The 25,362-nt window shown below is 36.8% G+C and carries 16 protein-coding genes and 4 pseudogenes; 7 read left to right on the top strand and 13 right to left on the bottom strand.

The features are described 5' to 3' along the window. Nucleotides 1-116: 116 nt before the first annotated feature. Both J6L97_RS02185 and J6L97_RS02180 read left to right on the top strand, forming a co-directional pair. A complete protein-coding gene (locus J6L97_RS02185) occupies nt 117-1,574 on the top strand; it encodes a sucrose-6-phosphate hydrolase (protein WP_057726655.1) in 1,458 nt (485 codons plus the stop codon). Nucleotides 1,575-1,589: 15 nt separating this feature from the next. Then, nucleotides 1,590-2,576: a LacI family DNA-binding transcriptional regulator gene (locus J6L97_RS02180; RefSeq protein ID WP_057726656.1), complete on the top strand. Its 987-nt coding sequence runs from the start codon at nt 1,590-1,592 to the stop codon at nt 2,574-2,576. Between the two features lie 71 nt (nt 2,577-2,647). Here J6L97_RS02180 and ltrA read toward each other — a convergent pair. The 3 genes and pseudogenes from ltrA to J6L97_RS02165 all read right to left on the bottom strand — a co-directional run bounded on the left by ltrA (nt 2,648) and on the right by J6L97_RS02165 (nt 6,433). Further along, a pseudogene (gene ltrA, locus J6L97_RS02175) lies at nt 2,648-3,945 on the bottom strand (group II intron reverse transcriptase/maturase). Between the two features lie 606 nt (nt 3,946-4,551). After that, a complete protein-coding gene (locus J6L97_RS02170) occupies nt 4,552-6,126 on the bottom strand; it encodes an ATP-binding cassette domain-containing protein (RefSeq protein ID WP_035443811.1) in 1,575 nt (524 codons plus the stop codon). Continuing rightward, nucleotides 6,116-6,433: a hypothetical protein gene (locus J6L97_RS02165; RefSeq protein ID WP_057726657.1), complete on the bottom strand. Its 318-nt coding sequence runs from the start codon at nt 6,431-6,433 to the stop codon at nt 6,116-6,118. The genes J6L97_RS02170 and J6L97_RS02165 overlap by 11 nt, the downstream gene beginning before the upstream one ends. Before the next feature lie 227 nt (nt 6,434-6,660). Here J6L97_RS02165 and J6L97_RS02160 point away from each other — a divergent pair, with 227 nt between their 5' ends. After that, nucleotides 6,661-7,518 carry an IS982 family transposase gene (locus J6L97_RS02160; RefSeq protein ID WP_118992340.1) on the top strand — a complete coding sequence of 286 codons (858 nt, stop codon included), beginning with the start codon at nt 6,661-6,663 and terminating at the stop codon, nt 7,516-7,518. On the opposite strand, the gene J6L97_RS02155 is transcribed toward J6L97_RS02160, so the two are convergent. The 6 genes from J6L97_RS02155 to J6L97_RS02130 form a co-directional block, all read right to left on the bottom strand. Next, the gene (locus J6L97_RS02155) at nt 7,515-7,748 is read right to left on the bottom strand and encodes a hypothetical protein (RefSeq protein ID WP_216786114.1); all 234 of its coding nucleotides are present in this window, start codon (nt 7,746-7,748) and stop codon (nt 7,515-7,517) included. The genes J6L97_RS02160 and J6L97_RS02155 overlap by 4 nt on opposite strands. A 122-nt stretch (nt 7,749-7,870) precedes the next feature. Further along, nucleotides 7,871-9,049, bottom strand: a complete 1,179-nt coding sequence (locus tag J6L97_RS02150; RefSeq protein WP_005728142.1) for an IS256 family transposase — start codon at nt 9,047-9,049, stop codon at nt 7,871-7,873. Between the two features lie 121 nt (nt 9,050-9,170). After that, on the bottom strand, nt 9,171-10,154 hold the full coding sequence (locus J6L97_RS02145; protein ID WP_057726774.1) for a hypothetical protein: 984 nt from the start codon (nt 10,152-10,154) through the stop codon (nt 9,171-9,173). Continuing rightward, complete coding sequence (locus tag J6L97_RS02140; RefSeq protein ID WP_057726773.1) at nt 10,120-10,761, bottom strand: ThiF family adenylyltransferase; 642 nt, start codon at nt 10,759-10,761, stop codon at nt 10,120-10,122. Before J6L97_RS02140 ends, J6L97_RS02145 begins: the two co-directional genes overlap by 35 nt. 317 nt (nt 10,762-11,078) lie before the next feature. After that, nucleotides 11,079-11,900 carry a helix-turn-helix domain-containing protein gene (locus J6L97_RS02135; protein WP_057726772.1) on the bottom strand — a complete coding sequence of 274 codons (822 nt, stop codon included), beginning with the start codon at nt 11,898-11,900 and terminating at the stop codon, nt 11,079-11,081. Nucleotides 11,901-11,991: 91 nt separating this feature from the next. Next, nucleotides 11,992-12,636, bottom strand: coding sequence for a redox-sensing transcriptional repressor Rex (locus J6L97_RS02130; protein WP_023488865.1), 645 nt, complete (start codon nt 12,634-12,636; stop codon nt 11,992-11,994). 174 nt (nt 12,637-12,810) lie between these two features. Here J6L97_RS02130 and J6L97_RS02125 point away from each other — a divergent pair, with 174 nt between their 5' ends. The 4 genes and pseudogenes from J6L97_RS02125 to J6L97_RS02110 all read left to right on the top strand — a co-directional run. Beyond that, nucleotides 12,811-14,733: an ABC-F family ATP-binding cassette domain-containing protein gene (locus tag J6L97_RS02125; RefSeq protein ID WP_023488864.1), complete on the top strand. Its 1,923-nt coding sequence runs from the start codon at nt 12,811-12,813 to the stop codon at nt 14,731-14,733. 172 nt (nt 14,734-14,905) lie between these two features. Continuing rightward, nucleotides 14,906-16,051, top strand: a pseudogene (locus J6L97_RS02120) (thiamine pyrophosphate-binding protein); the annotation flags it as partial. A gap of 1 nt (nt 16,052) precedes the next feature. Continuing rightward, nucleotides 16,053-16,946 (top strand): annotated as a pseudogene (locus J6L97_RS02115) (CoA transferase); the annotation flags it as partial. A 71-nt stretch (nt 16,947-17,017) separates the two neighbouring features. After that, nucleotides 17,018-17,569 (top strand): annotated as a pseudogene (locus J6L97_RS02110) (CaiB/BaiF CoA transferase family protein); the annotation flags it as partial. Between the two features lie 255 nt (nt 17,570-17,824). On the opposite strand, the gene J6L97_RS02105 reads toward J6L97_RS02110, so the two are convergent. The 4 genes from J6L97_RS02105 to J6L97_RS02090 form a co-directional block, all read right to left on the bottom strand. Further along, nucleotides 17,825-22,945, bottom strand: a complete 5,121-nt coding sequence (locus tag J6L97_RS02105; protein ID WP_057726771.1) for a mucin-binding protein — start codon at nt 22,943-22,945, stop codon at nt 17,825-17,827. Nucleotides 22,946-23,169: 224 nt separating this feature from the next. Then, the gene (locus J6L97_RS02100; protein WP_081036416.1) at nt 23,170-23,340 is read right to left on the bottom strand and encodes an LPXTG cell wall anchor domain-containing protein; all 171 of its coding nucleotides are present in this window, start codon (nt 23,338-23,340) and stop codon (nt 23,170-23,172) included. A 343-nt stretch (nt 23,341-23,683) separates the two neighbouring features. Then, nucleotides 23,684-24,394, bottom strand: a complete 711-nt coding sequence (locus J6L97_RS02095; RefSeq protein WP_023488857.1) for a GntR family transcriptional regulator — start codon at nt 24,392-24,394, stop codon at nt 23,684-23,686. Further along, a complete protein-coding gene (locus tag J6L97_RS02090) occupies nt 24,387-25,361 on the bottom strand; it encodes a Gfo/Idh/MocA family protein (protein ID WP_054832854.1) in 975 nt (324 codons plus the stop codon). The genes J6L97_RS02095 and J6L97_RS02090 overlap by 8 nt, the downstream gene beginning before the upstream one ends. Between the last annotated feature and the right edge of the window lies 1 nt (nt 25,362).

Raw genomic sequence — 25,362 nt, 5'->3', positions numbered from 1 at the left:
TTCTTTTATTTACTTATGAATTAATAAGTATTTTTCTTTCTGTTAAACGTTTGACATATTTTTCAGACTAACTTAAAATACATGTAAAAAGACAACGCTTTCATGGAGGCATATTTATGGAATGGACAAGAGAAAAACGTTACTTATCTTATCAAGATTGGGACGCTGATACATTAATGCATTTGCAAGCACAAGCCGCAAACTCACCTTACCAAATGCGCTATCATTTGCATCCTATTTCTGGCTTAATTAATGACCCTAATGGATTTTCCTACTTTGATGGTGCTTACCACCTCTTCTATCAATCATATCCATTCGGCGCAGTTCACGGTCTAAAGTCATGGTGGCACTTCAAATCAACTGACATGGTTCACTGGGAAAACTTAGGCTTAGGTATTGAACCAGACACAATGGCTGATTCACATGGAGCTTATTCTGGCTCTGCTCGCGAAATCGATGGTAAGCTTTTCATCATGTATACCGGTAACCACCGCGATGAAAATTGGGTACGTACTCCTTATCAAATCGGTGCTTGGATGGATAAAAATAATAAAGTTTCAGACAAAACCATCCTATTTAAGAATCCAGATCACATCACCGAACATTTTCGCGATCCCCAAATTATCAAAGAAAATGACACTTACTACGCAATTTTAGGTGCCCAAGATAAAAAGGAAAAACACGGTCACATTGACGTTTGGAAGTCTCAGGATCTAAAGAACTGGGAAGAATTGGGCTTCTTAGACTTTACCAACGAAGACATGGGCTACATGATCGAGTGTCCCAACATCGTCCGTGTTGATGGCAAAGTCGTGGTCATTTTCTGTCCTCAGGGTTTAGACAAAAAAGTAGCAGCTTATGATGACATTTACCCAAATATGTACGTTATTGCTGATGATATTGACTGGGAAAATCATAAGTTAATTAATCCAGGTAAATTACACAATTTGGATCACGGGTTCGATGTTTATGCCACTCAGGCCTTTAACTCCCCAGATGGTAATGCCTACGAAGTCAGTTGGGTTGGCTTGCCTGACACTACTTACCCTACTGATGATGAAAACTGGGCTAACTGCTTGAGTCAAGTGAAGGAACTCCACCTAAAGAGTGACAAGTTAATTCAAACGCCAGTTAAGGCAATAAGCAGTATCCGCAAAAACGAAGCAAGCATATCTAATCAAGTAGTAAGCGATCAAGCCGGCCAACAATTTGAACTTGAATTAACAATTAAGGCTAACCAAAGTGGCACTTTACATTTAGCTGCAAATAATGACTTAAGTAACAGTTTACAGCTCAATTTCGATACCAAAAATGGTAAATTAGTATTAGATCGTGCTCATGCTGGGCAAAAAGTAGCAGTTGATTATGGCGAAAGTCGAGCTATTACGCTTTCACCAAATCATGACCTCAAGCTTGATATCTTTGTTGATCATTCATTAATTGAAGTATTCGTTAATGATGGTGAAAAGGTATTGACTGGACGCTACTTTGCCGATCAGACCAACAAAAAAATTGCGTTTGCTCAAGACATTGACTACACTGGCAAGCTTTGGCAAATGCAAACAATTCTTTAAACATCAGGTGATACTATGGCAGCAAAATTAAGCGACGTTGCAAAAAAAGCCGGTTGCTCTGTAACTACCGTTTCGCGGGTAATCAACAACCATGGCTATTTAAGTCAAAAAACTAAAGATAAAGTTTTTGCCGCAATGCGGGAATTAAATTATCGTCCCAATTCTATTGCCCGCTCATTACAAGGAAAGAAAATGAAATTAGTAGGTTTGATTTTTCCTGAAATTACTAATCCTTTTTTCGCAGAATTAGTGCAGGATATCGAAACTACTTTATTTAAACAAAATTACAAAGTAATTTTATGCAATGCAGGGCAAAATAAGAATAAGGAACGCGAATATTTACGGATGCTGCAAGCCAATCAGGTAGATGGCATCATCGCTGGGGCTCATAATTTAGGGATTGACGAGTATCAACAATTAGGTTTGCCAATTGTTTCCTTCGACCGAAAATTGTCCGATAATGTTCCGATCGTTAGTTGCGACAATTATCAAGGAATCCAATTAGCTGTGCGTGATCTAATGCAAGCTGGTTGCCAAAAGATTTATTTTTTAGGTAATGAACATAAAAAAGGCAATCCTACTGATGAACGTCTAGACGCTTATTTAGATGAGGCTAAGAAATATCATTTTACGCCTCATATTCGTTCGGTTGCTTTTTCAGATTCTTCCAATATCAAAAACATGCAAATTCACGATATGTTGGTCAGTGATCGGCCTGATGGCGTAGTTTGTACAGATGACTTAACTGCAATTTTAGTTCTACAAGAAGCAAAAAAATTAGGCATTGACGTGCCTAATAAATTAAAAGTAATCGGCTTTGATGGAACTAAGCAAATTCAGACTTACCATTCAGATTTATCTACAATTGCTCAACCAATTCACGATATCGCAACTTTATTGGTTAATTTAATCCTGGAGCGAATTGCACAACCAGACCAGAAATTTAAACAGAAGAATTATGTTTTACCCGTTAAATTGATTAAAAGTGACACGACGGCATAGAGTAGAGCTTTCAAGCTCGCCCCTCTCATTGCATCGGACGTACGGTTCCATATCCGGCGCTATATTTGTAATTATCTACGAGATAAATAGTATTCCAGCGGATTGACCAGTCCTGGTCGATCCGCTTTCTTGATCCCTAATACTTTAGGGCTGAGCATGAAATTAATGATAGTCCCGTTGATTCTTCTATACCAGCCTAAGCGCGTATTGGCTACTTTATTAATATCTTCATCACTAAAGTTGCACTTTAACGCCTTGTTTATTCGCATCAAGTTGGTATATATTCTTCTAGGACGTTTCCATTGTTTAATGATTACCACCCGTATCTTATGCCGCAGCCATTGACCAAATTTATCCATAAAGTATTCATTGTGCCAATGCCAAAGTAGTTGATCCAGCCTCTAATCACTTGATTTACTTTAGTAAATATTAGCGATAAAGGCTGTGCCGCTGCTCTTTTACGACATAAAAGCAATCTGATTTTGTCATAAAGCTTGGTTTTGCGGTCATCTCCTGGCTTTGCTTGCCAGTGCTGACCGCCTTTCCAAAAGCTAAAGCCTAGAAAGTTGCTCTTAGTTGGTCTGACAACCTTGGTTTTAGTTGCGTTGACTTTTAAGAACAGCTTTCTTGCCAGCCATAATGAAATTGAGTTCATCACGCGTTTGGCAGATTTTCCACTTCTGACAAAGATATTGTAGTCATCCGCGTAACGGACAAAATGCAAGCCACGCTGTTCCAATTCCTTGTCCATTTTATCTAGATAGATGTTGGACAGGATTGGCGAAAGCGGTTCGCCTTGTGGTACGCCAAGCTTGTTAGGCTTAACCAAACCATCTTCCATGACTCCAGCTTTAAGGAAGGCTCGAATCAAATGGAGGGTGGTTTTGTCATTTACCCGTTCTCTTACTATTGAAATTAACTTGTCATGATTGACCGTGTCAAAGTATTTCTCAATGTCTAAATCAATTATCCATTGATAACCTTCATCCAAGTACTCCAAGACTTGCTCAATGGCATCATGGGCACTGCGTTTAGGTCTAAAGCCATAGCTATGCTCACTAAAATGAGGATCATAGATCTTCATCAGCACCTGAGCTACTGCCTGTTGGATTACCCGGTCTACGACCGTGGGTATTCCTAAAGGCCGCTTCTTGCCGTTGGCTTTGGGAATATAAACCCGTTTGACTGGCTGTGGGCGATACTTCATTTCCATGATTGAGGCTTTGATTTCGGTTTGATGCTTCTTAAAATAGGCATCAAGCTCATCAACACTCTTTCGGTCCACGCCAGGGGCGCCTTTATTGATTTTGACTCTGCGAATCGCTTCTTTGAGATTGCTTTGACTCAGAATCTGTTCAATTAATTTCATCTCGTGATATCTCCATTCTACTTGTAGATTTATTCAGAATTATCCCAATTGCTTTCACCATCAAAGAGCTACGTTCTCTTTGTGCTAGGCTATCCTCTTATTCGGACTGTCTGAACATTGCTTATAGCGGGATATGCTCTTACAAACATTAGGTCCTTCGCATCCAGTCTCATTACAAGACCCTCTTCGCTACTATGACCTCAGCTGACTTCTCGTGATTAACCTTTTTCGACCAGGCTTACGATCGCTGATATTAAAGCTTGCTCGGCTTGCCTATCCGCAAGATCTCTCGGGGTAAGGCATTCATCTTTTGCTTTCCACTGCCTCCTGGTTTACCGTCTTGGCTTTACGTTTGTCTTTGGGACTTCGACTTGAATGGCAGTCTTATTCGCCATTTGGCCTGACCAGGTTTCTATACGTAGGCTCGGAAAACTCGCTAGCCACTTTCTTCACTCATAACGTCACCGTTACCAGCTTGTGGTTCACTACACTTGGTGACAACTACCCGTGGTACAAACTTTCATTGAACTAGATGAATTCCATGCCCGACACACATAAAAAAAAGGGAGTAGCATAACCTACTCCCTTTTTGCTCTATATAGCCAATTAATTCAGTTTATCTAGTTCGATTATTCTATCGAACTGCTTTTTTTCATTATCAGATATCTTGTGTGCTACCTCAATAATAGTTTTACCTTTAATGTTAGTCAATGCATCATGAATTTCCTGAGAAAGCCTATTGTCCAACGCTGAAGTTGCTTCATCCGCAATAATAATTGATCGATCAAAGTACAATGCTCTGGCAATCTCAATTCTTTGTTTCTGACCTCCAGACAACCTCTTTCCATCTTGTCCTATAATATAGTTCAAACCTTTCTCTTGAATAAGAGTATCGAGCCCTGAAATATTAACTATGTTTTTTAACTGATGATCTGAAATTTTATTTCCTAAAGTTATATTATATAGAATCGTATCATTTAATAATTTAGGTTGTTGATTAATACAACTAAAATATAAATGAATTTCACTTTTTTCTTTTTCGGCATCATTACCATTTAATAAGTATTTTCCTTTTTTGATTGGAATTATGCCTAATAAAGTCTTTAATAATGTAGTTTTACCCCAACCAGATGGTGCCATTAATAGCACCTTTTCACCTTGTTTAATATTTAAACTAAGATTATTAATAATTGAATGATTTCCTAATTCAACATATACGTTTTTCAAGGTCAACCCGGAGAATTTTCCAAACGGTAAGCGATTATTTTTACTTGTTACTACATTTAACTTAGTAAACTTATCCCACATTGGCTTGGTTGTCTTGATATTGTTTAACGAATAGAAAATTGAAATTGATGGATTGACAAAACTATTAGATAAGGTACTAATCATCATTAATGTTCCTAAGGTAACACTATTTTCTTTTACTAAAAGCACGCCAACTGCAGTAGGAATCAGCATGCTAAAAGCATAAGCAAGTAATTCTACTGTTTCATTTGAAAAGCCACGCAAACAGTTTAACCTAAATAATGATTCTTCCATTCGAAAAGCTGCGGATCTAAACCTATTCCAAATATTCTGTCGTGAATTATATAGCCGGGCTGTCTCAGAAATATTTTGTGTTTCTTTTACAATTTCTGTGTAATTACTGTTTTTTTGCTCCCATTTTTCTGAACTTTTTTCAATTGGAATACCAAATAAACGCTGTGAAATTCCTGGAATAAAAGATGCAAAAAGAAATATAATAGTCAGCAAAGCAGAATTGTATAACGCAAAAATCAATGCTAAAGTCAACTGAATAATATTTGTGATAATTTCCAACTCTGAAGCGATTTTATTTATTTCAATTTGCTTAAGATCATTTGTTAGAAATGAAGTATCAACATCTTTTGCAACATCTGGATTGAAGATTAAACATAATGCTGCCCTAGATTTTATCTTCATGTTTATTTCCAATATTAACTTGGAATATACCTTTTCATACAAGAGATCAAACAGTAAAAAGAAGAACAATCCAAAAGTGCTTAAAAGAACGATATTTAGTAAACCACTACTTTTACCTGTAGCAAAATTAATTAGTAATTTTACTACCCAAGCAATGAAAAGCGTTTGACATGACCGAATTATTGCAAGAAAAATAAACATCAATGTGGTTATTGGTTTAGCTATTTTAATTGCCATTATCTACACCATAGTTCCTTAAAAAAGAGAGTAATGCTTTTCCACCCTTTTTGATTGCTCCTTGCACTGTTTCTCCATATACCTTATTTAATATCGTATTATATTCTAAGTCATTCGATTGACTCAAATAATTTATAAACTTTTCATATAATAATGGTTCTTCTAGAAACTTTTGAACTAAAAAGAAAGCTATTAAATACATTTCTGGATAGAGATACAATTTTCTCTCCGAAAAAAGAATTCCAAAATTTGTGACAATATTTAGGTTAGTTACATCAAAATTAGTAAACTTAATATTAGGATTCAACCTATGTGTGATACTTCGTCTAATAGAAAGTATACTAGTCCAATCTAAGGTGTTTTTGCTTGTAAAAATACCTTCTTCATATAAATCAATTGAATATGGATTAGAAATCTGTCTATATAAATATTCTAATACGCGTGGTGCTAGTTAAATCGTTTTAGTTAATAAAAAAGTCCAATCTTGTTAGACTCGACTTGTAAATAGTAATAATAGAAAAGAGTCTGATCTGATTGAACTGCCTTAAGCTTAAGCGTTTTAGCCACCATTTACAAGTTAGTTTTAAAGATTTAGTGATAATTTGTCGGCACTGGTATCGTTTGTATGCACCGGCTGAGTTTACTCATCGGCGAAATATTGATCAAATTAAAACTACGGACAGTCTGATTTTGGCTTTACTTATCTGGCAAGCTAAGACAGGAATTGAATCACAAAGAAGATTCTGTGAATGTTTCAATTGTTTATCACACTCACGTTTTAATCGGCGTTCACGTCAGCTATTGCAATTGATTTATCAGATACGGCAAGAAATGAATAAAAAGGTTGACCTGAATGGACATTTCTTGATCATTGACAGCTTTCCGGTACCTGTTTGCCAACCAATTCGCAACTATCGTGCTAAAATTTTTCGCGGTTATGCCAACATTGGTTATAAGGCCACCAAGAAAATTTACTTCTATGGTTTCAAAGTTCATGCCATTGTTAGCGATGACGGTTACATTCTTGATTATGTCGTAACAAAAGCATCAGTTCATGATGCCAAGGAGACAGTTGAACTGATGGAAAATGCACATCCATCTAATTACTATCTTCTTGGCGACGAAGGCTATTTAGGCAAAGAACTGCATCAACAGCTAAAACAAATGGGTTATGAACTTTGGACACCATATCGTAAAAATATGACAGGAGCTAAAAAGCACAATGATCATCAATTGATGGCTATTCGCAGAACAATTGAAAGCGACTTTTCGCTTCTGACCTATTACAATGCCGAGAACAATCGAGCACGTAGTCTGATAGGCTTTCAAAGCCGGTTGGAAATTGCAATTTTAGCTTATAATTTGGCTTATTGTCTAGAAAGATTTAACTAGCACCACGCGTATTCTAATAATTCTCTATAACTAATCTTTCTTTTCCAATTTTTACTACTATATAAAATAAGTATCTCATTCATAAAAGAAAAAAGTTCCCTTGTATAGGATGAGAAATTATCGACTATTTTTTTATCTAACACAAATGAAGAGAAATAATTTAAGCCAACTTCATGTGCCATATTAAGAAGCCCTGAAATATCATTTTTAAAAGAAATAACTGTATTCATATCAAATTGTCTTTGATTTAATATAGTAAAAGAATTTTTATTATTTCTTGAAATATCAATGAAACTGTCAAATCTTTTGTGTAAATAGATCTTTCTCGTAAATTGATTTTTTAATTATTTATTTAATCAAAGTAGGATTCTAAGGTGTCCTGAACCTGACCAAAGCCTTTATGAATTCGATTGAAATAACGGTCATTGTAGCTCATTGCCTGGATGCCAATAAATGCATCAAGCGACTGTTCAGTTGGAAATTCTGCCTTAGGCTTAGCTTTACGCTTGATGACGTTGTTAAAGGATTCAATCATATTGGTTGAATAAATTGAAGCTCTGATTTGTTTGGGATAATTGTAGAAGACTAGCAGATCGGGCTCAATTTCCTTCAAACCTTTGATGACATGGCTATAAGCTTTATTCCATTTGGCATAGAATTTGTGCAAGACAGCTGCAGCTTCTTTTTTGCTTGTCTGTTGATGTATCTGCTTGAATTCGTTCATGATCTTTTCACGATCGTCGACGCGTACTTTAGCGCAGATATTGCGCATGACATGAACCAGGCAGCGTTGAAAATGAGCTTTAGGATAAGTCCTGGCCAAGGCTGTTTTCATGCCAACAACACCATCAGAAAGAAAAAGCTCAACTTGCTTCAAGCCTCTGGACTTCATGTTTTGAAGCATCTCTGTCCAAACTTCAATGTTCTCACTAGGAGCAATGCAGTAGTCAATGACTTCCTTATGTCCATTAGGTTTAATGCCAATGGCAATATATACTGCTTCACGCTCAAACGTTTCTCGGCGCAAAGGAAGGTATGTCGCATCCAAATAGACACAGAAAAACTTGTCGCTTAGCTTGCGCTTGTGATAAGCCTCAATCTTGGGGAGCATCTGCTTGGAAATATTTGATACTTGAGCTGGACTATAATGACTGCCATACATTTTCTCAATCAAGTCAGCGATTTCTCTGGTAGTTACGCCTTTGGAGTATAGCTTGATAATCGTGCTTTCCAAAACATCAGAGTGCTGCTTGTAGTCAGGCAGCGTGTGCTGATGAAACTGACCGTTGCGGTCTCGAGGCACTTGCACTTCAATTGGTCCAAACTGGGTATCAACCTTGCGGAAATAAGCACCATTTCTAGAATTGCCAGTATTCCAGCCATTTCTGGCATAGGGATCATAGCCTAGAAAGGCAGTCAACTCAGCTTCTAGCAAGTTATTAACAGCCTGTTGTAGCTCTTTGCGCAATAAATCATTTATTTTGTCTGGATTGAATAGAGCTTGAGCAAAATCTTTGGTAAAATCATTCATGAAGGAGTTCTTCTTTCTGTATGTGTTTTTTTGTTCAAACCAATCATACGAGAAAGGAACTCCTTTTTCTAATGTTTAAAGAAATAAATTTAAGGAATCATTCATCCTTACACAAACTATTTTACAGTCTCATATCAATAAAATTATGATCAAACAAATATTTAATATGTTGTGTCATTTCGTAACCTGGTAAAAAATTATCAAGACGGCAAATTTTTTCTATTTGATCATTTAATGACATTTTATAATTATACTTATAATTTAGATTATACTTAATAAAATCCACCTTATTGTTTTCAAAATATAATTCGTTTAAATTGATTACAATTGGATCAATGATTTCTTCAATAGAGTTAGAAATAGATTTTCTGTATTTTTTTGCAATTCTTTTCTGCTTCTCTTTTAAAACATTTAGTGCATTACTTTTTACCTTATATAACTTCTGATAAAATTCTTTATACTTTTTTAAAGGCACCTGATTCTCTGCTAAGACCTTATAATAAAATTCTTGTATAGAATATATTTTATCTTTGTATGAAATAGTAAGGTGGTCCAACATTTTTTCATATTGTCTTTCCTCAGTATTTTCTACAAAGTTATTTTTCTTTTTAAACTTTTTCAACAATGTACTTATTTCAAATTTATACTGATTTTGTGATGTTCTCAAATATTCACTATATAATTTATCAATATAAGGATTTAAAATATATTTATCAAAGAAATTAGAGGTAGTATTTCTTTCTATTTTATAATAATTCAGTACATTATTATCTACTAAACTCTGCTTATTAGAAAACAAATTATACTCTAAATAATCCCAACCATAATCAGCAGAAGAAACTATACTTTGTAGCCATAATCTTATTAATAAAATGGCAGCCATATCTCCTAAATACCCTACACCAGAATTTTCTTTTATAATGTCATATTGATCACTCTCAGTAATAAGACTTTTAATAGATCTAGTCGAAAGTAATTGTGCTGTAACACTTTCTCGTTTATATCCCGCAATATATGGAATAATATTTTTTTCATGGCAGTAATCAAAAATGTCTCTTAAAATATCTGAATTAGCATGCATTATCAAAAGCACAAAATACAGCATTCAGTTTCTTGTCAATTATTTTTGAAAATAAATTATTCTCGGATAAATATTTATTACAAGCTACTACATTAATATTTTCACAAATAGTTGGAAGCTTTTCCTTTAAAACACTAACCTTAGCTTTGCCAATATCTACTAGTGAATAAAACCTTTGATGACTAATATTCTTTTTCTCAACTTTATCACCATCTATTAATACAAAATTTTTTATTCCTAATTGAATAAGGTACTGTAACAATGAAGTACCAAGTGTCCCTAATCCTATAATTGCAATAGTATAATTTTTAAATTTATCTTGTATAGAATATCGACTAGGTAGCGGTGAAATATTATTAAAGAAATTTAGTGCTCTAACATTCTTTTCCTTTTGAATATCATAGTCTAAATAAAGTAAATTCTGCTTTGCCAAAAATTGATTATATGATTTTGAAATCGAATCTGTTATTTGATTTTTGCCATTAATTGATATATCTGTTAAATATTTAAAAGCTTTCTTATAATTATCTACCCGAATAGTTAAGAGATCACTGTCAATACCTGGAATATTAACATAAATTCTATCCTTCTTATTTCCTAAAAATCCCAGATTAGTTTTTAATTTCTCCATTATTTTCTCCATTATAAGTAAAAAAGACTGATAATACATCTCAATATCATTAAATTAAGACATTGAACATATTTCATCAGTCTTTTGTAAATCACAGTCTAACAAGCTGTAGTACAATTACAAGTATTTGGCTTATTGTACGGGCCAAATTCAACTTCTTCTTCAAGTCTCATTTTTTTCACCTTCTTTCCTTTTATAAAAAATCAATTTACAATAATAGGTAATTCCCAAATCAAATTTATCATCTCGCTTTTTTAACGATAATCTAATTATTACTCCAAATATTAAATTTGTTGCAAAAGTTTCGTCTTACTAAACTACGTCCTCCATGAACTTACTAAATTCTTATATCCATAAGAGATCAACTGCTTTTTAATTTTTCTAGCTTCATTCTTTTCATCTTTAAATAAGTTGAGATAAAACTTTCCCGCAATATGATAAAAAAGAAAATGATAACTACAATCTAAATTACTTAAAAACTTTAGACAAGCACTAATATTCTTCCCCTCGACATTGGAATAAAAGCAATAGTATAGGTAATTATTACAAATAATGGCAATCCGTTCGATCATTCTTTCTGAATAGCTTCTGTTTTTAGAATAATGCCTAAGTAGTTGGTTAATAACGTTGTCCAATTGCTCTATCTTAAAAATAGGCAGGCAATTAGCAAGCAGGCGTAAAGCATCCACATTTTCAAACCAGTTATCATACTTTGCAAACTGCAAAAAAATTTGCTTTTTAAGATCAGGGCTCAATAAATTCAGTTGTCCACTAAGAATAGCTACAGAAACAATAGCTCTATATTTAAAAATAGTTTGACCCTTTAATTGCAAAATATCATGTAATTTTTCTTGCATTTTATTAGTAGCAGATTCATTAAAAGCTTTTATAACCTCTTGATTTAGCTTTATTGCTTTTTTGCCTTCAACTGACCTATATTCATCCTTTATTTGATCTAGGAAATTATCAATATCAATATTGTGAGCAAACAGAATTTCAAATAAACTATCAGCAGAAATCCCTTCTAAATTTCGCTCGACTTTTGAATAATGACTCTTTTTAATAATTCCTTGGATCATTTCATCTTGAGTCAATCCCATGCGTAATCTCTCTTTTTTTAAAGCTGAACCTATTCTCATTGTAATTTTGCCTCTTATTTTCATTATAAAAAAATCATTCAAATACGACCCAACCGTAAATGAATGATTTCAAAGATAATTCATACCTCTGTTAATTTTCTTTATCTTCCTTATCACTATCTAAGAAATAGATCAACGTTTGCAATTCGGTTGCTAAGTCTACATTTTGTACTCGCACATCAGCTGGAGCTGATAAACGAATCGGAGTAAAGTTCATAATTCCCTTTACACCCGCATCAACCATTTCATCTGTAGTTTTCTGAGCAGCTGTTGAAGGAACTGTCAAAATTGCAATTGTAATCTGTTGATCACTTAGTTGTTGCTTTAAGTCGTCCATGTCATAAACAGGGACACCACTTAAGATACGACCAGTAATCTCCTTATTGATATCAAAAGCACAGGAAATTCGAATATTATTACTGCGCTTAAAGTTGTAATTAAGCAGCGCCCGTCCCAGATTACCTACACCTATTAAAGCAACATTAGTTAAAGTATCTTGATTCAAAATTTTCTTGAAGAAGCTCAATAAATTCTTTACATCATATCCATAGCCACGTTTTCCCAACGCACCAAAGTATGAAAAATCTCTTCTAATTGAAGCACTATCTACTTGAACTGCCTCTGACAGCTCAGTTGAAGAAACCTTATCTTTGCCTTCTTCATTTAAAATAATCAAATAACGGTAATATAATGGTAATCTTTTTGCCGTTGCTTTTGGGATTTTTATTTTTTCCATATAGGAACCCTCCAAACTTAAATGTTTGTGAATGTACAGTCAAGCACTACTATCATACCTGCTATGATAGTACTTATGCAAGTATCTTTTTCACAAATCATCATTTTTTCACATATTTAACTTAAAAACAAACAATTTGCGCTATATGGTAGAATAGTGGTTAGGTGAAAAATTATGATTATTGCACAAGGACACGATTTAGAACAACAATTTGGGGCCAACACATTATTCAAAAATGTTAATTTTTCAATCGATTCCAATGCCAGAATCGGCTTAGTTGGTCCTAACGGGGTTGGTAAGACTACCCTGTTAAAAATAATGACAGGTGAGCAAGAACCAACTCACGGCGAATTTACAGTTAATAAAGGCATTGATGTTGGTTATATCGCTCAGGAAAATGCATTAGATGAAAATAAAACCATTTGGGATGAAATGGAAACCGTTTTCGCTCCTTTAATAAGGGAAGGAAAAAGCTTAGTCCAACTACAAGAAAAAATTGCAGATCATCCTGAAGATCAAGAATTGCTTAAGCAATACGATCAAAAGCAATTCAACTTTGAACAAAAAGGCGGTTATACTTATCAATCTGATATCAAGAGTATCTTAAATGGATTTAAGTTTCCTGAAGGTACTTGGCAGAAAAAGATTGGTAGTTTATCCGGTGGTGAAAAAACACGGTTAGCTTTCGTTAAATTACTTTTACGCAAACCTGCTCTGTTGTTATTGGACGAGCCAACTAACTACTTAGATTTAGATACCCTAGATTGGTTGGAAGGATTTTTAAAGAATTACAGTGGTGCAATCCTCGTGGTTTCCCACGACCAATATTTCTTAGATCATTTAGCAACCCAAATTTTTGAACTAGAATTTGGTAAATTAACTGCTTTTAAGGGCAACTATTCAGCCTATGTCATGCAGCGCGAGCAACGTGATAAAGACCAAGAAGCCGCTTATGAAAAGCAACAAGCTGAAATCAAAAAAGATGAAGAATTTATCCAAAAAAACTTGGTTCGAGCAACTACCACTAAGCGTGCACAAAGTCGGCGTAAAAAACTAGAAAAAATTGAGCGGATTACTCCACCTAAACATAAAAATAAGGTACGGATTCATTTTTCAAGCGATCATCCTTCTGGCAAGGAAGTATTAATTTTCAACGATTTGACGATTGGTTATCCCGATAAAACCATGGTTAAAGATATTTCCTTCCAGATTAATAAAGGAGATCGCGTCGCGATCATTGGACCAAATGGAATCGGTAAATCTACCCTGCTTAAGACTATTATGAAGCAATTAACGCCCAAGAGTGGCTCAATTAAGTATGGCGCATCCCTTGAGATTGGTTATTACGACCAAGAATTACAAGGACTAGATCCATCTAAGACTGTATTGGATACTGTTTGGGATCGTCACAAAACCATGCCTGAACGCGATGTACGGTCAATCTTAGCCAGCTTTTTATTCACAGCTAAAGACATTGATAAAACGGTAGGTCAATTATCTGGTGGACAAAAAGCACGGTTAACTTTAACTGTTTTATCACTTGAGCATGATAACTTCTTACTGATGGATGAACCAACTAACCACTTAGATATCGAAGCAAAAGAAGTACTAGAAAAAGCTTTAAAAGACTTTGATGGTACCCTGCTCTTTGTTTCCCACGACCGTTACTTTATCAATCAACTAGCTAATAAGATTGTTTTAGTTCGCGATGGGCATGCTAAAGTCTACGATGGCAATTATTCTTATTATCTTGATGAGAAGGCAAAACAAGCAGCTATGGCTGAAAATAGTGCCGCTGAGACAGAAGTCGAGCCAAGCAAACAAATTAGCCAGCAAAAACTTTCTTACCAAGAGCAAAAGCAACGTGATTCTCAAAAGAGAAAGTTGCAGCGTGCAATTGATAATGCAGAAAAACAAATTGAACAGCTTGAAGAACGAGAGCAAGAAATCCAAACCGAAATGGCCAATCCAGAAATTGCTTCAAGCTTTGATAAATTGGGGCCACTGCAAGAACAGCTTTCTGATGTACAACAGAAATTAGATGAAGCAAATTCTGCCTGGGAAAAGGCAATCGAAGAAATGGACAATTTTGAATAAAAGTATAATAAGTAAGTTCTAATATATTAGGACTTGCTTATTTTTATATACGTATATTAAAATAACGTACCTTATTATTCAATTATGCCTGTATATACAATTCAAGAGGTGTATCTTGGTTTTGAAATGCATAAACATAAGCATTTGGTGATTTTTTGAAAGAATTTTTTTCGTGACACAAGATGTATCACTTACTGGTGCTGCACTTTTAATCGATGCTTTACAAGCAAACGGTTTAAACAACATGTATGGTGTTGTCGGCATTCCAGTTACTGACTTTGCACGTTTAGCTAAATTAAAGGGTATGAAGTTTTATGAATTTAGAAGAGAAGATGCAGCTGTAGACGCAGCCGCTGCTGCTGGTTTTCTTACCGACAAGCCTGGTGTAGCCTTAACAATTTCTGCTCCTGGTTTCTTAAATGGTTTAACTGCTTTAGCAGAAGCCACTAAGAATTGCTTCCCAATGATTATGATCTCAGGTTCATCAGATCGTCATATCATCGACCTCGACCGTGGAGACTATGAAGGACTTGATCAATACAATGTTGCTAAACCTTTATGTAAAGCAGCTTATCGTGTTGAACGTGCTGTTGAATTATTAAAGAACGCTAAACACCCTGCTATTATCCTAGGTAAGGGCTCAGCTTATGCTAGAAGTGAAGCAGAAGTCAGAGAATTAGTTACTAAGACTGGTATTCCATTTTTGCCGATGTCAATGGCTAAAGGCGTTGTACCAGATGACTCACCATCATCAGCTGCTTCAGCTCATCCATTTACTTTAGGTCAAGCCGATGTAGTCTTATTAATCGGTGCTCGGCTTAATTGGATGCTTTCAAATGGTGAGGCTCCATTGTTTAATGAAGACGCTAAGTTTGTTCAAGTCGATATTGACGCTACTGAATTTGACTCAAACAGAAAGATCGATGCCCCATTACAAGGTGACATTACCTCTGTTTTGCAAAAACTAAACGCAGCCCTTGAAAAAGCTGACGTTAAGGCCCCTCAAGACTGGCTAGATTCAATTAAGAATGCCTGTGAAGCTAACAATGAAAAATTTGCTAAAAGAATTGCTGCTTCAGAAGCTAAGCCAACTTTAGGCTTTTACAGTGCGATTGAACCCATCAATGACTTAATGCAAAAGCATCCAGATACTTACATCGTAAGTGAAGGTGCCAACACTTTGGACATCGGTCGTAACTTAATCGGCATGCAAAAACCTCGTCACCGTCTTGATACTGGTACTTGGGGCGTAATGGGTGTCGGCTTAGGTTATGCCATTGCTGCAGCTGTTGAAACTGGTAAGAAAGTCATCTCACTTCTTTGAACCAGTTGCTCAATCTGCTGGTGGTGCTGCTTCTGCTACTGGTTGGAACGAAGGCAAAGCCAACGTTCCTACTCAATCAGCTGCTACTTTAGGTGACTCAAACCCAGGGATGCACCTTACTATTGGTATCTTAGCTGCCCTTCTTCAACGTGAACACACCGGTGAAGGTACTTTTGTTCACCAGTCAATGCAAGACGCTGTATTGAACCTCTGCCGTATCAAGTTGCGTAACCAAATCATGTTAGACAACTTAGGTGCCCTTCCTCACTACGCTGTTTACCCTAACTGGAAATGGGGCAAGGCAATTCCTCGTGCTGAGAACACTGAAGGTGGCCAAGTTATCGGTTGGACTTACAAGGCTAAAGGTTGGGAAACTAATCCTAACGCTTATGTTTACATCGTTATCCAAAACAGTGACAAGAGCTGGGCAGCAATTGCCAACACTATGGGTCACCCAGAATGGATTACTAATCCTCGCTTTGATGGCTGGCACAACCGTCAATTACACAAGGAAGAAATTTACCCATTAATTGAAAGCTACACTAAGCAATACGACAAGTATGAATTAACTAAGAAGCTTGGTGCTGCTGGTATTCCTGTAGGTCCAGTTCTTGACTGGCACGAAATTGAAAATGGCCCGGACTTGAACAAGGATGGTACTATCGTAACCATCGACCAAGGTGGTAACCGTGGTAAGTTCAAGACTATTGGTTTGCCATTCTCACTTTCTAACTACAAGCGTGCTCCAGATCTTGGTGAAAACAACAAGGAAATTTTAGCTTCACTTGGTTATGATCCAGATCAAATCGAAAAATTGACTGAAGAAGGCGTAATTTCTAAGGCTCAAGGTCCTAAGAATCCACGTACTGAAGTTATCAAGGGTGAATAATTAATTTATTCTCATCAAAAAGCTGTTCACTTCGAACAGCTTTTTCTTTTTAAAATAGAAAGCGTACAACTATGACAGAACCTAATTATGCTGAGCTAGAAGCAAAAAACAGTCATTTAGATAAAAACAAACCTTATCCTTTAAGCGGGATGCTCGTTATTGACTTTACCCACGTCCTCTCAGCCCCTACCTGCACCAGAATGCTCGCAGATAGTGGTGCCCGGGTAATTCATATCGAAAGAAAAACAGGCGATGACACGCGTCACATGGGGCCATATATCGCAGATGGTTCTAGCGAATACTTTAGAATTTGTAACGCAGGCAAGGAATCAATCGCCTTAGATTTAAAAGATCCTAAGGACCATGCCTTAGTAGAAAAAATGATCTCTAAAGCCGACGTAGTAGTAGAAAACTTCCGTCCTGGTATCATGACCCGTTTAGGTTTTGATCCCGAAGAAATGGTTAAGAAATATCCTAAATTGATTTTTGCTTCAATTTCTGGTTTTGGTCAATATGGTCCTTGGTCTAAGCAAGCTGCTTACGATACTATCGTTCAAGCACTCTCAGGCTTAATGGATTCCACTGGAACCCCCGACGGCAAGCCAACTAGAGTTAGTCTCTCAAAGTGCTACTCTAATATAAAATAAAAGTCTGAAAATGGTGGAAAACTTACACTGCCTTTAATCATTTTACCAATCAAAAACCAGGCACTACCGCTATTGATAGTACCCGGTCTTTCTCATATAGCCCTATTATTTTTTCTGAAGCAAAAATAGCTACACATAGACAGTGCAGCTATTTCACAAATTATTTTGGCATCCCTATTCGCAATCATCTGCAGGGATGCTTTTTCAATATTCAAATTTTACCTAAACTGTCTAGTCCTCTTTCTTTTTCTTCTCACTAAATCCAAACAAGCTTGCTAGCGACAGAGTCAATAATCCTAAGATACCTAGTTTATTGTCCTTTTCACCCGTCTGTGGTAAAGTTTCAGCTTTCTTTTCGCCTTTATTGTTAACAACCGTCGTACTAGTGCTATTAACTACAGCTTTAGGATTACTCTGCTTTGAAGCGTCCTTTGTAGCTAATTGAACCTTAGTTCCATTACGCTTAGTAATAGCTGTAGCCTTAGGCTTCACAGTTGAAGATCTCTTAACAGTCTTATTAACTTCAGTAGTCTTGTTGGTCTGCTTGCTATCCTGCTTCTTTTGAGGTGAATTATCAGAGTGTGGGCGTACAACGTCAGAATTATCATCCGGAGTCGCAGGCTGTTGTGGCTCTTCAGGTGCCTTAGGCGTTACTGGATTGTCAGTTGGAGTAGTTGGCTCTTGTGGTTCAATATTCTTGCTGTAAGTTACCGTTCTTACTACATCATTGTCGCCATGAGCTACTTCTACTGCAGGTACCACGGCTTGATCTGGAGTGTAGCCTGGGATTTCTGGGGATGCAACTTCGGCGAACTTTTGTGATTTCGTCCAAGTTGCCTTTTCTTCTCCGGTTACCAAGTCTTTGGTCCCTGTCTTCGTGAATACCAACGGCGTTGCTTGATAGTCATCATGAGCCTTGCTACCGTCTTCATAGACATAATGAATGGTTTCGTTTACCGTTACCTTTTCATTAATTGCCTTAATCTTATGAGTAAAGTGAGCAACGAAGACCTGATCCTTCTTGTCATCCGTATCGTACTTGCCGTATTGAACAGCTGATAAATCAGCGCCTGCTAATTGGTCAGTAGATTCAGGATCAGCGCCCTTTGTCACATTGACAAAGTTGTACTTGCTAAAGTCATAGCTGTTTGGAATGGTGAACCCTACCTGGGCATCAGTCTTGCCACTAGCATCAAGAACAGGTGCGGCATCGATGAATTTCTTCGCGGTATCGTCATAGAAGCGCAACTTTGCTTGTTGCTTATCAGCCACATAGGTGACAGTAACTGTAGTGTCCTTATCGCCATATTTAACAGTAGCTTGTGCAACCTGACTCTTATCAGGCGTATAGCCTGCTACTTCTGGCGTACCAACCGAGACAAAGTTCTGATCAGCTACATCGTTCCACTTCGTCTTACCAGTCACTAAGTCTTTAGTTCCTGCCTGAGTAAAGTGAACGCTTTGCGTTACAGCACTTGGCGTCTTATTTCCAGCACCAGTGTAGGTAATCGTACGAGTGACAGTATCTTGACGACTATCTGGCTTGGTATCGTGGGTAAAGCGGACATCATATGATTGCGTTGCCTGATCATCATGATCAAAAATCAAATCTTGTCCATCACTGCTATCTCTTACCAAAACATAATGTTGCTTTTCATAATTGTTAATATCGGCCTTAGTATTGTAGTTAGCATCTGCATCGCTTATACCATCTAATGATTTACTATTAAGTGTCTCACCTGTAGTGTCGTCGATAAAGTTAACTTTAATTACCTGTGAATTTGCTTTATACGTTACAGTTATAGCACTATCTGGATCGCCAAATTTAACAGTAGCTTGTGCAACCTGACTCTCATCAGGCGTATAGCCATCTATTTTCGGTACTTGGTATTGAGGCAAAATATCGCTGCCAGGAATTTCAGCCCACGCGATCTTATGTGTAAATGGATCTTCAAAGCCTGATCTGGTGAACTCAATAGAATGTTGGGCAACATCGGGATAAATCTGTTTTCCATTTTGATCAACAAACTTAATCGTCCGCGTAACTTTATGTGTATCAGTTACTGGTTTAGCAAATGCGCCTTCATAGATTAATGTATCGCCATCAAAATCTGGAGCAACAGTTTGATCAAAAGCAGCTGTTCCATTTTGATAACCAGCTGCATATTGAGCATCTGAGTTCTGAATAGTTGGTCCCGCTGCCCAATTGATTACTATGCCAGCAGGCAACAAGATACGATCAGCATCAGTCAAGTCGCTATTCTTAGTCATGAAGTCTTCTGGCTTCATAATATCTTGACCTTCGTGATAAGTCTTAGCCTGATCTGGCAGATCAACATAGTGATTATTGCCTTGATCATCTTTGTAATGCACCTTGACGTTAACCTTTGCTTGTCCAGTCACCGTCAGCTTAGCTGAAGCAGGCTTCCCCGGTAAAATAGTCAAGTTAGGCAAATTGCTATTGCTAGAAGCCTTGTTTTCACTAAAGATAGCACTTGAAACGCTAATGCTCTTGCCAACATGTTGATAGATGTCTTTATCTACTAAAGGAATCTCAACCCGGGCTGAAGTCTTTCCTGGTAAAGCTTTACTATCAAACTTGAGCATGACTGACTTGACCTTGGACCAATTAGTTATCTGATCTGCCGTTAGCCAGTGCCCATCAGCAGCTGCAGCTTGTGCGTTATTCAAATCTGTCAACGCAGTGGAATACAGCAACTCACCAGCACTCGATAAATCCGTGCCATTGACGGCATCGATTAAGCTAGCCTGCCCGGACATCGTTGGCGTGAATTGACTAACCTTATCTTGCCTATCAGGAATGTTGATAATCTGGTAAGCATTAGCAATCTGATTATTAGTGGCATTGATGATTGAACCATAGATCTTCATTTGATCTGGATTAATTCCATGTACATCCTGCGTAGCTAAAGTTGAAATACCTGAGGTATTCCCTGAGACCATAGTGGCAGATGACATTCCCTCAACAGTATTAATTATCCAAGAACCTGAGTAAACGCCTATTGAGCCATTATAAACAACTTTGCTAGTATCAATCTTTTCTTTTTGTACCAAGCCTTTTAGAGCCTGAGCAACAGTGTGATCAGGCTCATTCAGATTACCGTTCTTAAGGTTATCAGCAACCGTGAAGAAGACACTTGGCTTAGTTGAATTCTGCACGTCTGGAGCATTTGAGTAAGGAACTGTCACATTCAGTCCGTCTTCTAGCAAGTCATAGTTAGAACAGTCACACTTAACAAAGCGATGACCATCTACCGTAATTACAGACACTGACTTTGGTGTCAATAGTGGCTGATAGTCTACATATGCTCCTGAATATTTAACTGTAACTTTTGACAGATCGGCAACTTCCGCATTATCAGGCACCATAATATAGGTAATTGGATGCTTCAACATTGGATGCCCATTATTTGATACACAGGTTTCATAAGTCAGGCTACCGGCATTTTTCTCGCCGGGCACCGTACTAGTCTGATTAGGTAAAAATGGATATACAGCGGTAAATGTGGCTTCCTTAACTTTATTAACCAGCCGATCAATGACCGTTGTCATTGGCATCATCACTTCACCATTAAAACTAGGTGAAGACAAAGTCGTTTTGGTAGTCAAAAGATCGCCAACTAGTACTGGTTGGCCATTAGCGTAGGTCTTAGAATAAGTGCCGTGCTTAGATGACAGATCATATTCAACATCTGGATTCCATTGGGCTATTCGTACGTTCAATGATCTGATTTTCTTATTCGGAGTTACGTGAAATGTTAAAGTATTGCCAAATTGGTCAGGGGTAATCACTGCGGAAGTACCATCAACGTAGCTAACGATAAAATTAATATTATCTGGATCTTGATCTTGATAGATTGTATTCTCTGACAAAGTTAAAGTTGCCGGAACATTATATCCATCAGGCAGGTCAACGGTTAGGTTAGCATCTGTTATATCCACCGTCGATTGATTGCTGAGCGTAAAGTAATGCATATCAGTAGTAGAACTTGCCTTGCCATCAACAACCATAACTCCACTAGTGTCCTTGCCTGGATTATCTTTATCATGGGCAGTATATTCCGTTAAATAATTTACCGTGGCCGCCCAATCAATATCTTTCACAGTTGGATAAATCGTTAAGTCATCAACGCCTGTACCGGTAATGGTCCCTATATGGCTAGGCTTAGTAGTCACATTAACCATCGTACCCGAAATAGTTGATTTATCTTTATCTAAGAACTTAGCATGATACTTCTTATTAACAAAATCACTTGCCGGAATATCGAAGTGGCCGGTTATCTTAAAGTTAAAGTGATTTGACTGCCCCTTTAATAAGCTAGTGATCTGTTCTTCATTTAACACGATATGAGCTACATTATTGGCGTCAATCGTTAATTGATCAGGGGTTAGAACTAATGACTGATCTTCATCGTTCAAAGTAATATTAGTTAACTTGTAATTCTTATCCAAGGCTAAGTTCAGATCAACTTGATTAAAGTCCTTCAGTGGTGTCCCCAAGGTTAAAGCAGGACGGGTCGTAAATTCTTGTCCGTTAATGATAGGTTGGGGAACATGAACTAAATCTGCGCTTAATTCAGGCTCTTTACCGATTGCGATAACCTTCAAGCTGGCATGCTTTTCTGCAGAACCCGTAGTATCAACTGTAATCGTATTAGTCATCGAGGCTAAGGGATTTATATTCTGATCATAATGCAGATTAATGTTTTGAGTAATAGTGCCACCATTAATGAAATGATCTTCGATCTTGTAATAATCGATAGTTTCAGTAAAAGTAGTCTTCCCAAAAACAGGAGCCAAAACTGCTACATCGGTTGTTCCTAAACTCAGACCACCCTTCTTAGGAATGGTAATAGTATAAGTGTCACCAGCTTGAAAGTTGGCTGAATTCATAGTTAATTTAGCAGTCTTTTGCTTTTCATCGAGCTGACCATGATCAATAGTTAATGTACTGTTTTTGCCAAAAGTAGCACTCGCAGATGGAGCCTCTTTGCCAATTTTATCTCGGTTAGCAGCTGGATCAGTTCTATCTTCTTGCACATTGCTGGTAGTAGAATTAGACGGACTATCAGCAGTGGTTTCTGCCTTGGCTTCTACGACGTGCGACTTATCAGCATTTTGTCTTTCTGTAGTAGCTGGTTTAATATCTTGAGCCGACTCAGAAGTATTGGCGTTAGTTTGTTCACTCTCTTGAGAAATTGATTCATTAGAATTGCTGGTTTCCGCTTGAACTGTATCAGCTTTGATCCCGAAAAAGCTAATCCCAATTAAGACACTTGCAACTCCAATTGTTAATTTTCTAATAGAATAATGATTTTTCCTCTCACGCATCTCTATCACTCCCTAAAAATAACAAAGGCATTGTCCTCAATTTTATCTTATGTCTTATACGATCATTGTACTACCAGAGATTAATAAAATATACTTAGAATTCTGAAAAAGAGTGAAATAACAATTTTTACTTGATGGTAATAAAAAAGCATCCCTGTTACAGATTTCTCATCTGTAGGAATGCTTCTTCTAATCAAGTGAATCTTTCATTCTAATTAAATTACTTAATCCTCTTTTCTGTCCTTTTTACCAAGTCCAAACAAACTTGCTAGCGATATAGTCAATAACCCTAGAATAATACCAATCTTACTACTCTTTTCACCAGTCTGTGGTAAAGTTTCTTCATTAGTTTTAGCCTTATTATCTATAGCTGTACTATGAGAATTATTAACCATAGACTTAGGAACATTATTTTACTTAATCCTCTTCATTAACAATTCAGACTTAGGCCCGTTACTTCTGTTAGATGTTTCGGCCTTAGCTGGTCTATTTGAACTGGTCAAATGTTTTTTAGCTACTGTTCTTACTTTCTCCTTCTTATCATTATTCTCCACTTTACGTGACTTATGCTCAATTAAATGTTTATAGTCTTTGTTAGGAACTTCTGGATTTTGCTTTTGCGGCTCTTCAAGTTTCTGAGGCGTTTCAGGATTTTCTGGACTATCCTTTAGATAAAAATTACTAAAAATAAAAGGGTAATGATCTTCACATAAAATTGTCGATCATCTACCCCCCCCTTTATTTTTTTAAATCAATCAAAAAGTAGTTCTCATCCCCACGATATGTGGCAATCGAATACTCAATCGGAACTTCATTCTTGGTATAGCCATAAGTATGAAAATAAAATACCGGATCTTGCTCTTTAATATCTAATAAATCCGCCGTCATTTCATTAGCAGCTTTAACTTCCAATTTTCGCTTCACATGGACAACCGGCAAATTTCTTTTCCTCAATTCTTGATAAAGCGACTGAATTGAAAAATCGATCTCTTCAAAATTAGCCAAGTGTTTTACCGGTAAATATGTTGTAACCACGACATTAAGATTACCATCAGCCGAACGCAAACGCGTTAATTTATAAACCTCATCGTTTTCCTTTAGCTTTAAGGCTTGTTTTACATCTTCTGTGGGCTTGACTTTTTTAAAATAAAGTACTTGAGTCTGAGCAGTTAACCCCTTTTGCTTCATCTCACGATCATAGCTTTGAATCACATGAGTAAATTCTTGCGCAATTTTCGTTTGTCTGACAATTGTTCCCACATGCTTGCGACGTTCTAAATACCCCTGATTAACCAGATCCTGGACTGCATGACTAATCGTCGGACGGGATACCTGATACTTAGCTGCAAGCTCTATTTCTTTAGGAATCAAATCACCCACTTGATAACCGCCATCAGTTATCTGTTTACATAAAATCTCTTCGATTTCCTGATATTTCGCCTTAGTCATTCTTAGGTAAAAACTCCTGTGCCTTTTCCAAAACGATAATCGCATTCAAGCTATGCTCATAGGCTTCGTCTGCTGCTTGTTGATCATGATTCTTGATCTTTTGAGCAAAATAATTAAACTCACTAATCATGCGGTGACTATATTTATTGAAGTTATAGCGTTTAGCCTCTTCTTTACCTATCTGAACGTAATAATCAGGTAGCACGTTTAATGGGCCATCGAAATAAATTAAGCCCTTCTCGCCTTCAATATATGACCGGGTAGGGCCCACAGCATCCTTAGCCGCAATTAAACTAGCTTGCTTATCGTCATAGCTTAAATTCAAAATTCCTGACGTATCGGTATCGTGCTGAATCGTTGGCAAATATGTGATCTTCTTTGGCTGACCAAACAGACTGACACAGAAATTGATATTATAGATGTTCATATCCATCAAGGCTCCGCCACCCATTTTGCGGTCAAACTTAGGGATATGCACACCAGCTAAAAATTCTGAATAATGACTAGAAATCTGCGTTAAATTTAAAGCTACAACATGAACCTTGCCAATCTTTTCCAGATCTTCTTTTAAGTGGAAATAGTTTTCAAGATAAAGAACGGTCATGGCTTCAAACAGCAACACATGGTGCTCATCCGCTATCTTTTTAAGCTCTTTTACTTGCTCACTAGTTTCAACTAAAGGCTTTTCACAAACAACATTTTTACCAGCTGCTAAAGCCTCTTTAGCAATGGAAAAATGCAGTGAATTAGGCACGCCAATATAAACCGTATCAATGTTGCTAGCTGCAAACATTGCCTCATTGTCTGTGTAGACTTTGTTAATTTGATACTTTTGGGCTAATCCCTCTGCCACGCTTTTTGACCTAGCTAAAGTAGAAATTGCCACTAGTTCTACATCCTGCATTTGATTACTTGCAGATAAAAAATCATGAACAATCTGGCCACTACCAACGATTCCTAACTCCATT

It is taken from the genome of Lactobacillus crispatus (assembly GCF_018987235.1).
GTDB classification, from domain to species: domain Bacteria; phylum Bacillota; class Bacilli; order Lactobacillales; family Lactobacillaceae; genus Lactobacillus; species Lactobacillus crispatus.
This window is presented reverse-complemented; position numbering and strand designations above follow the sequence as displayed.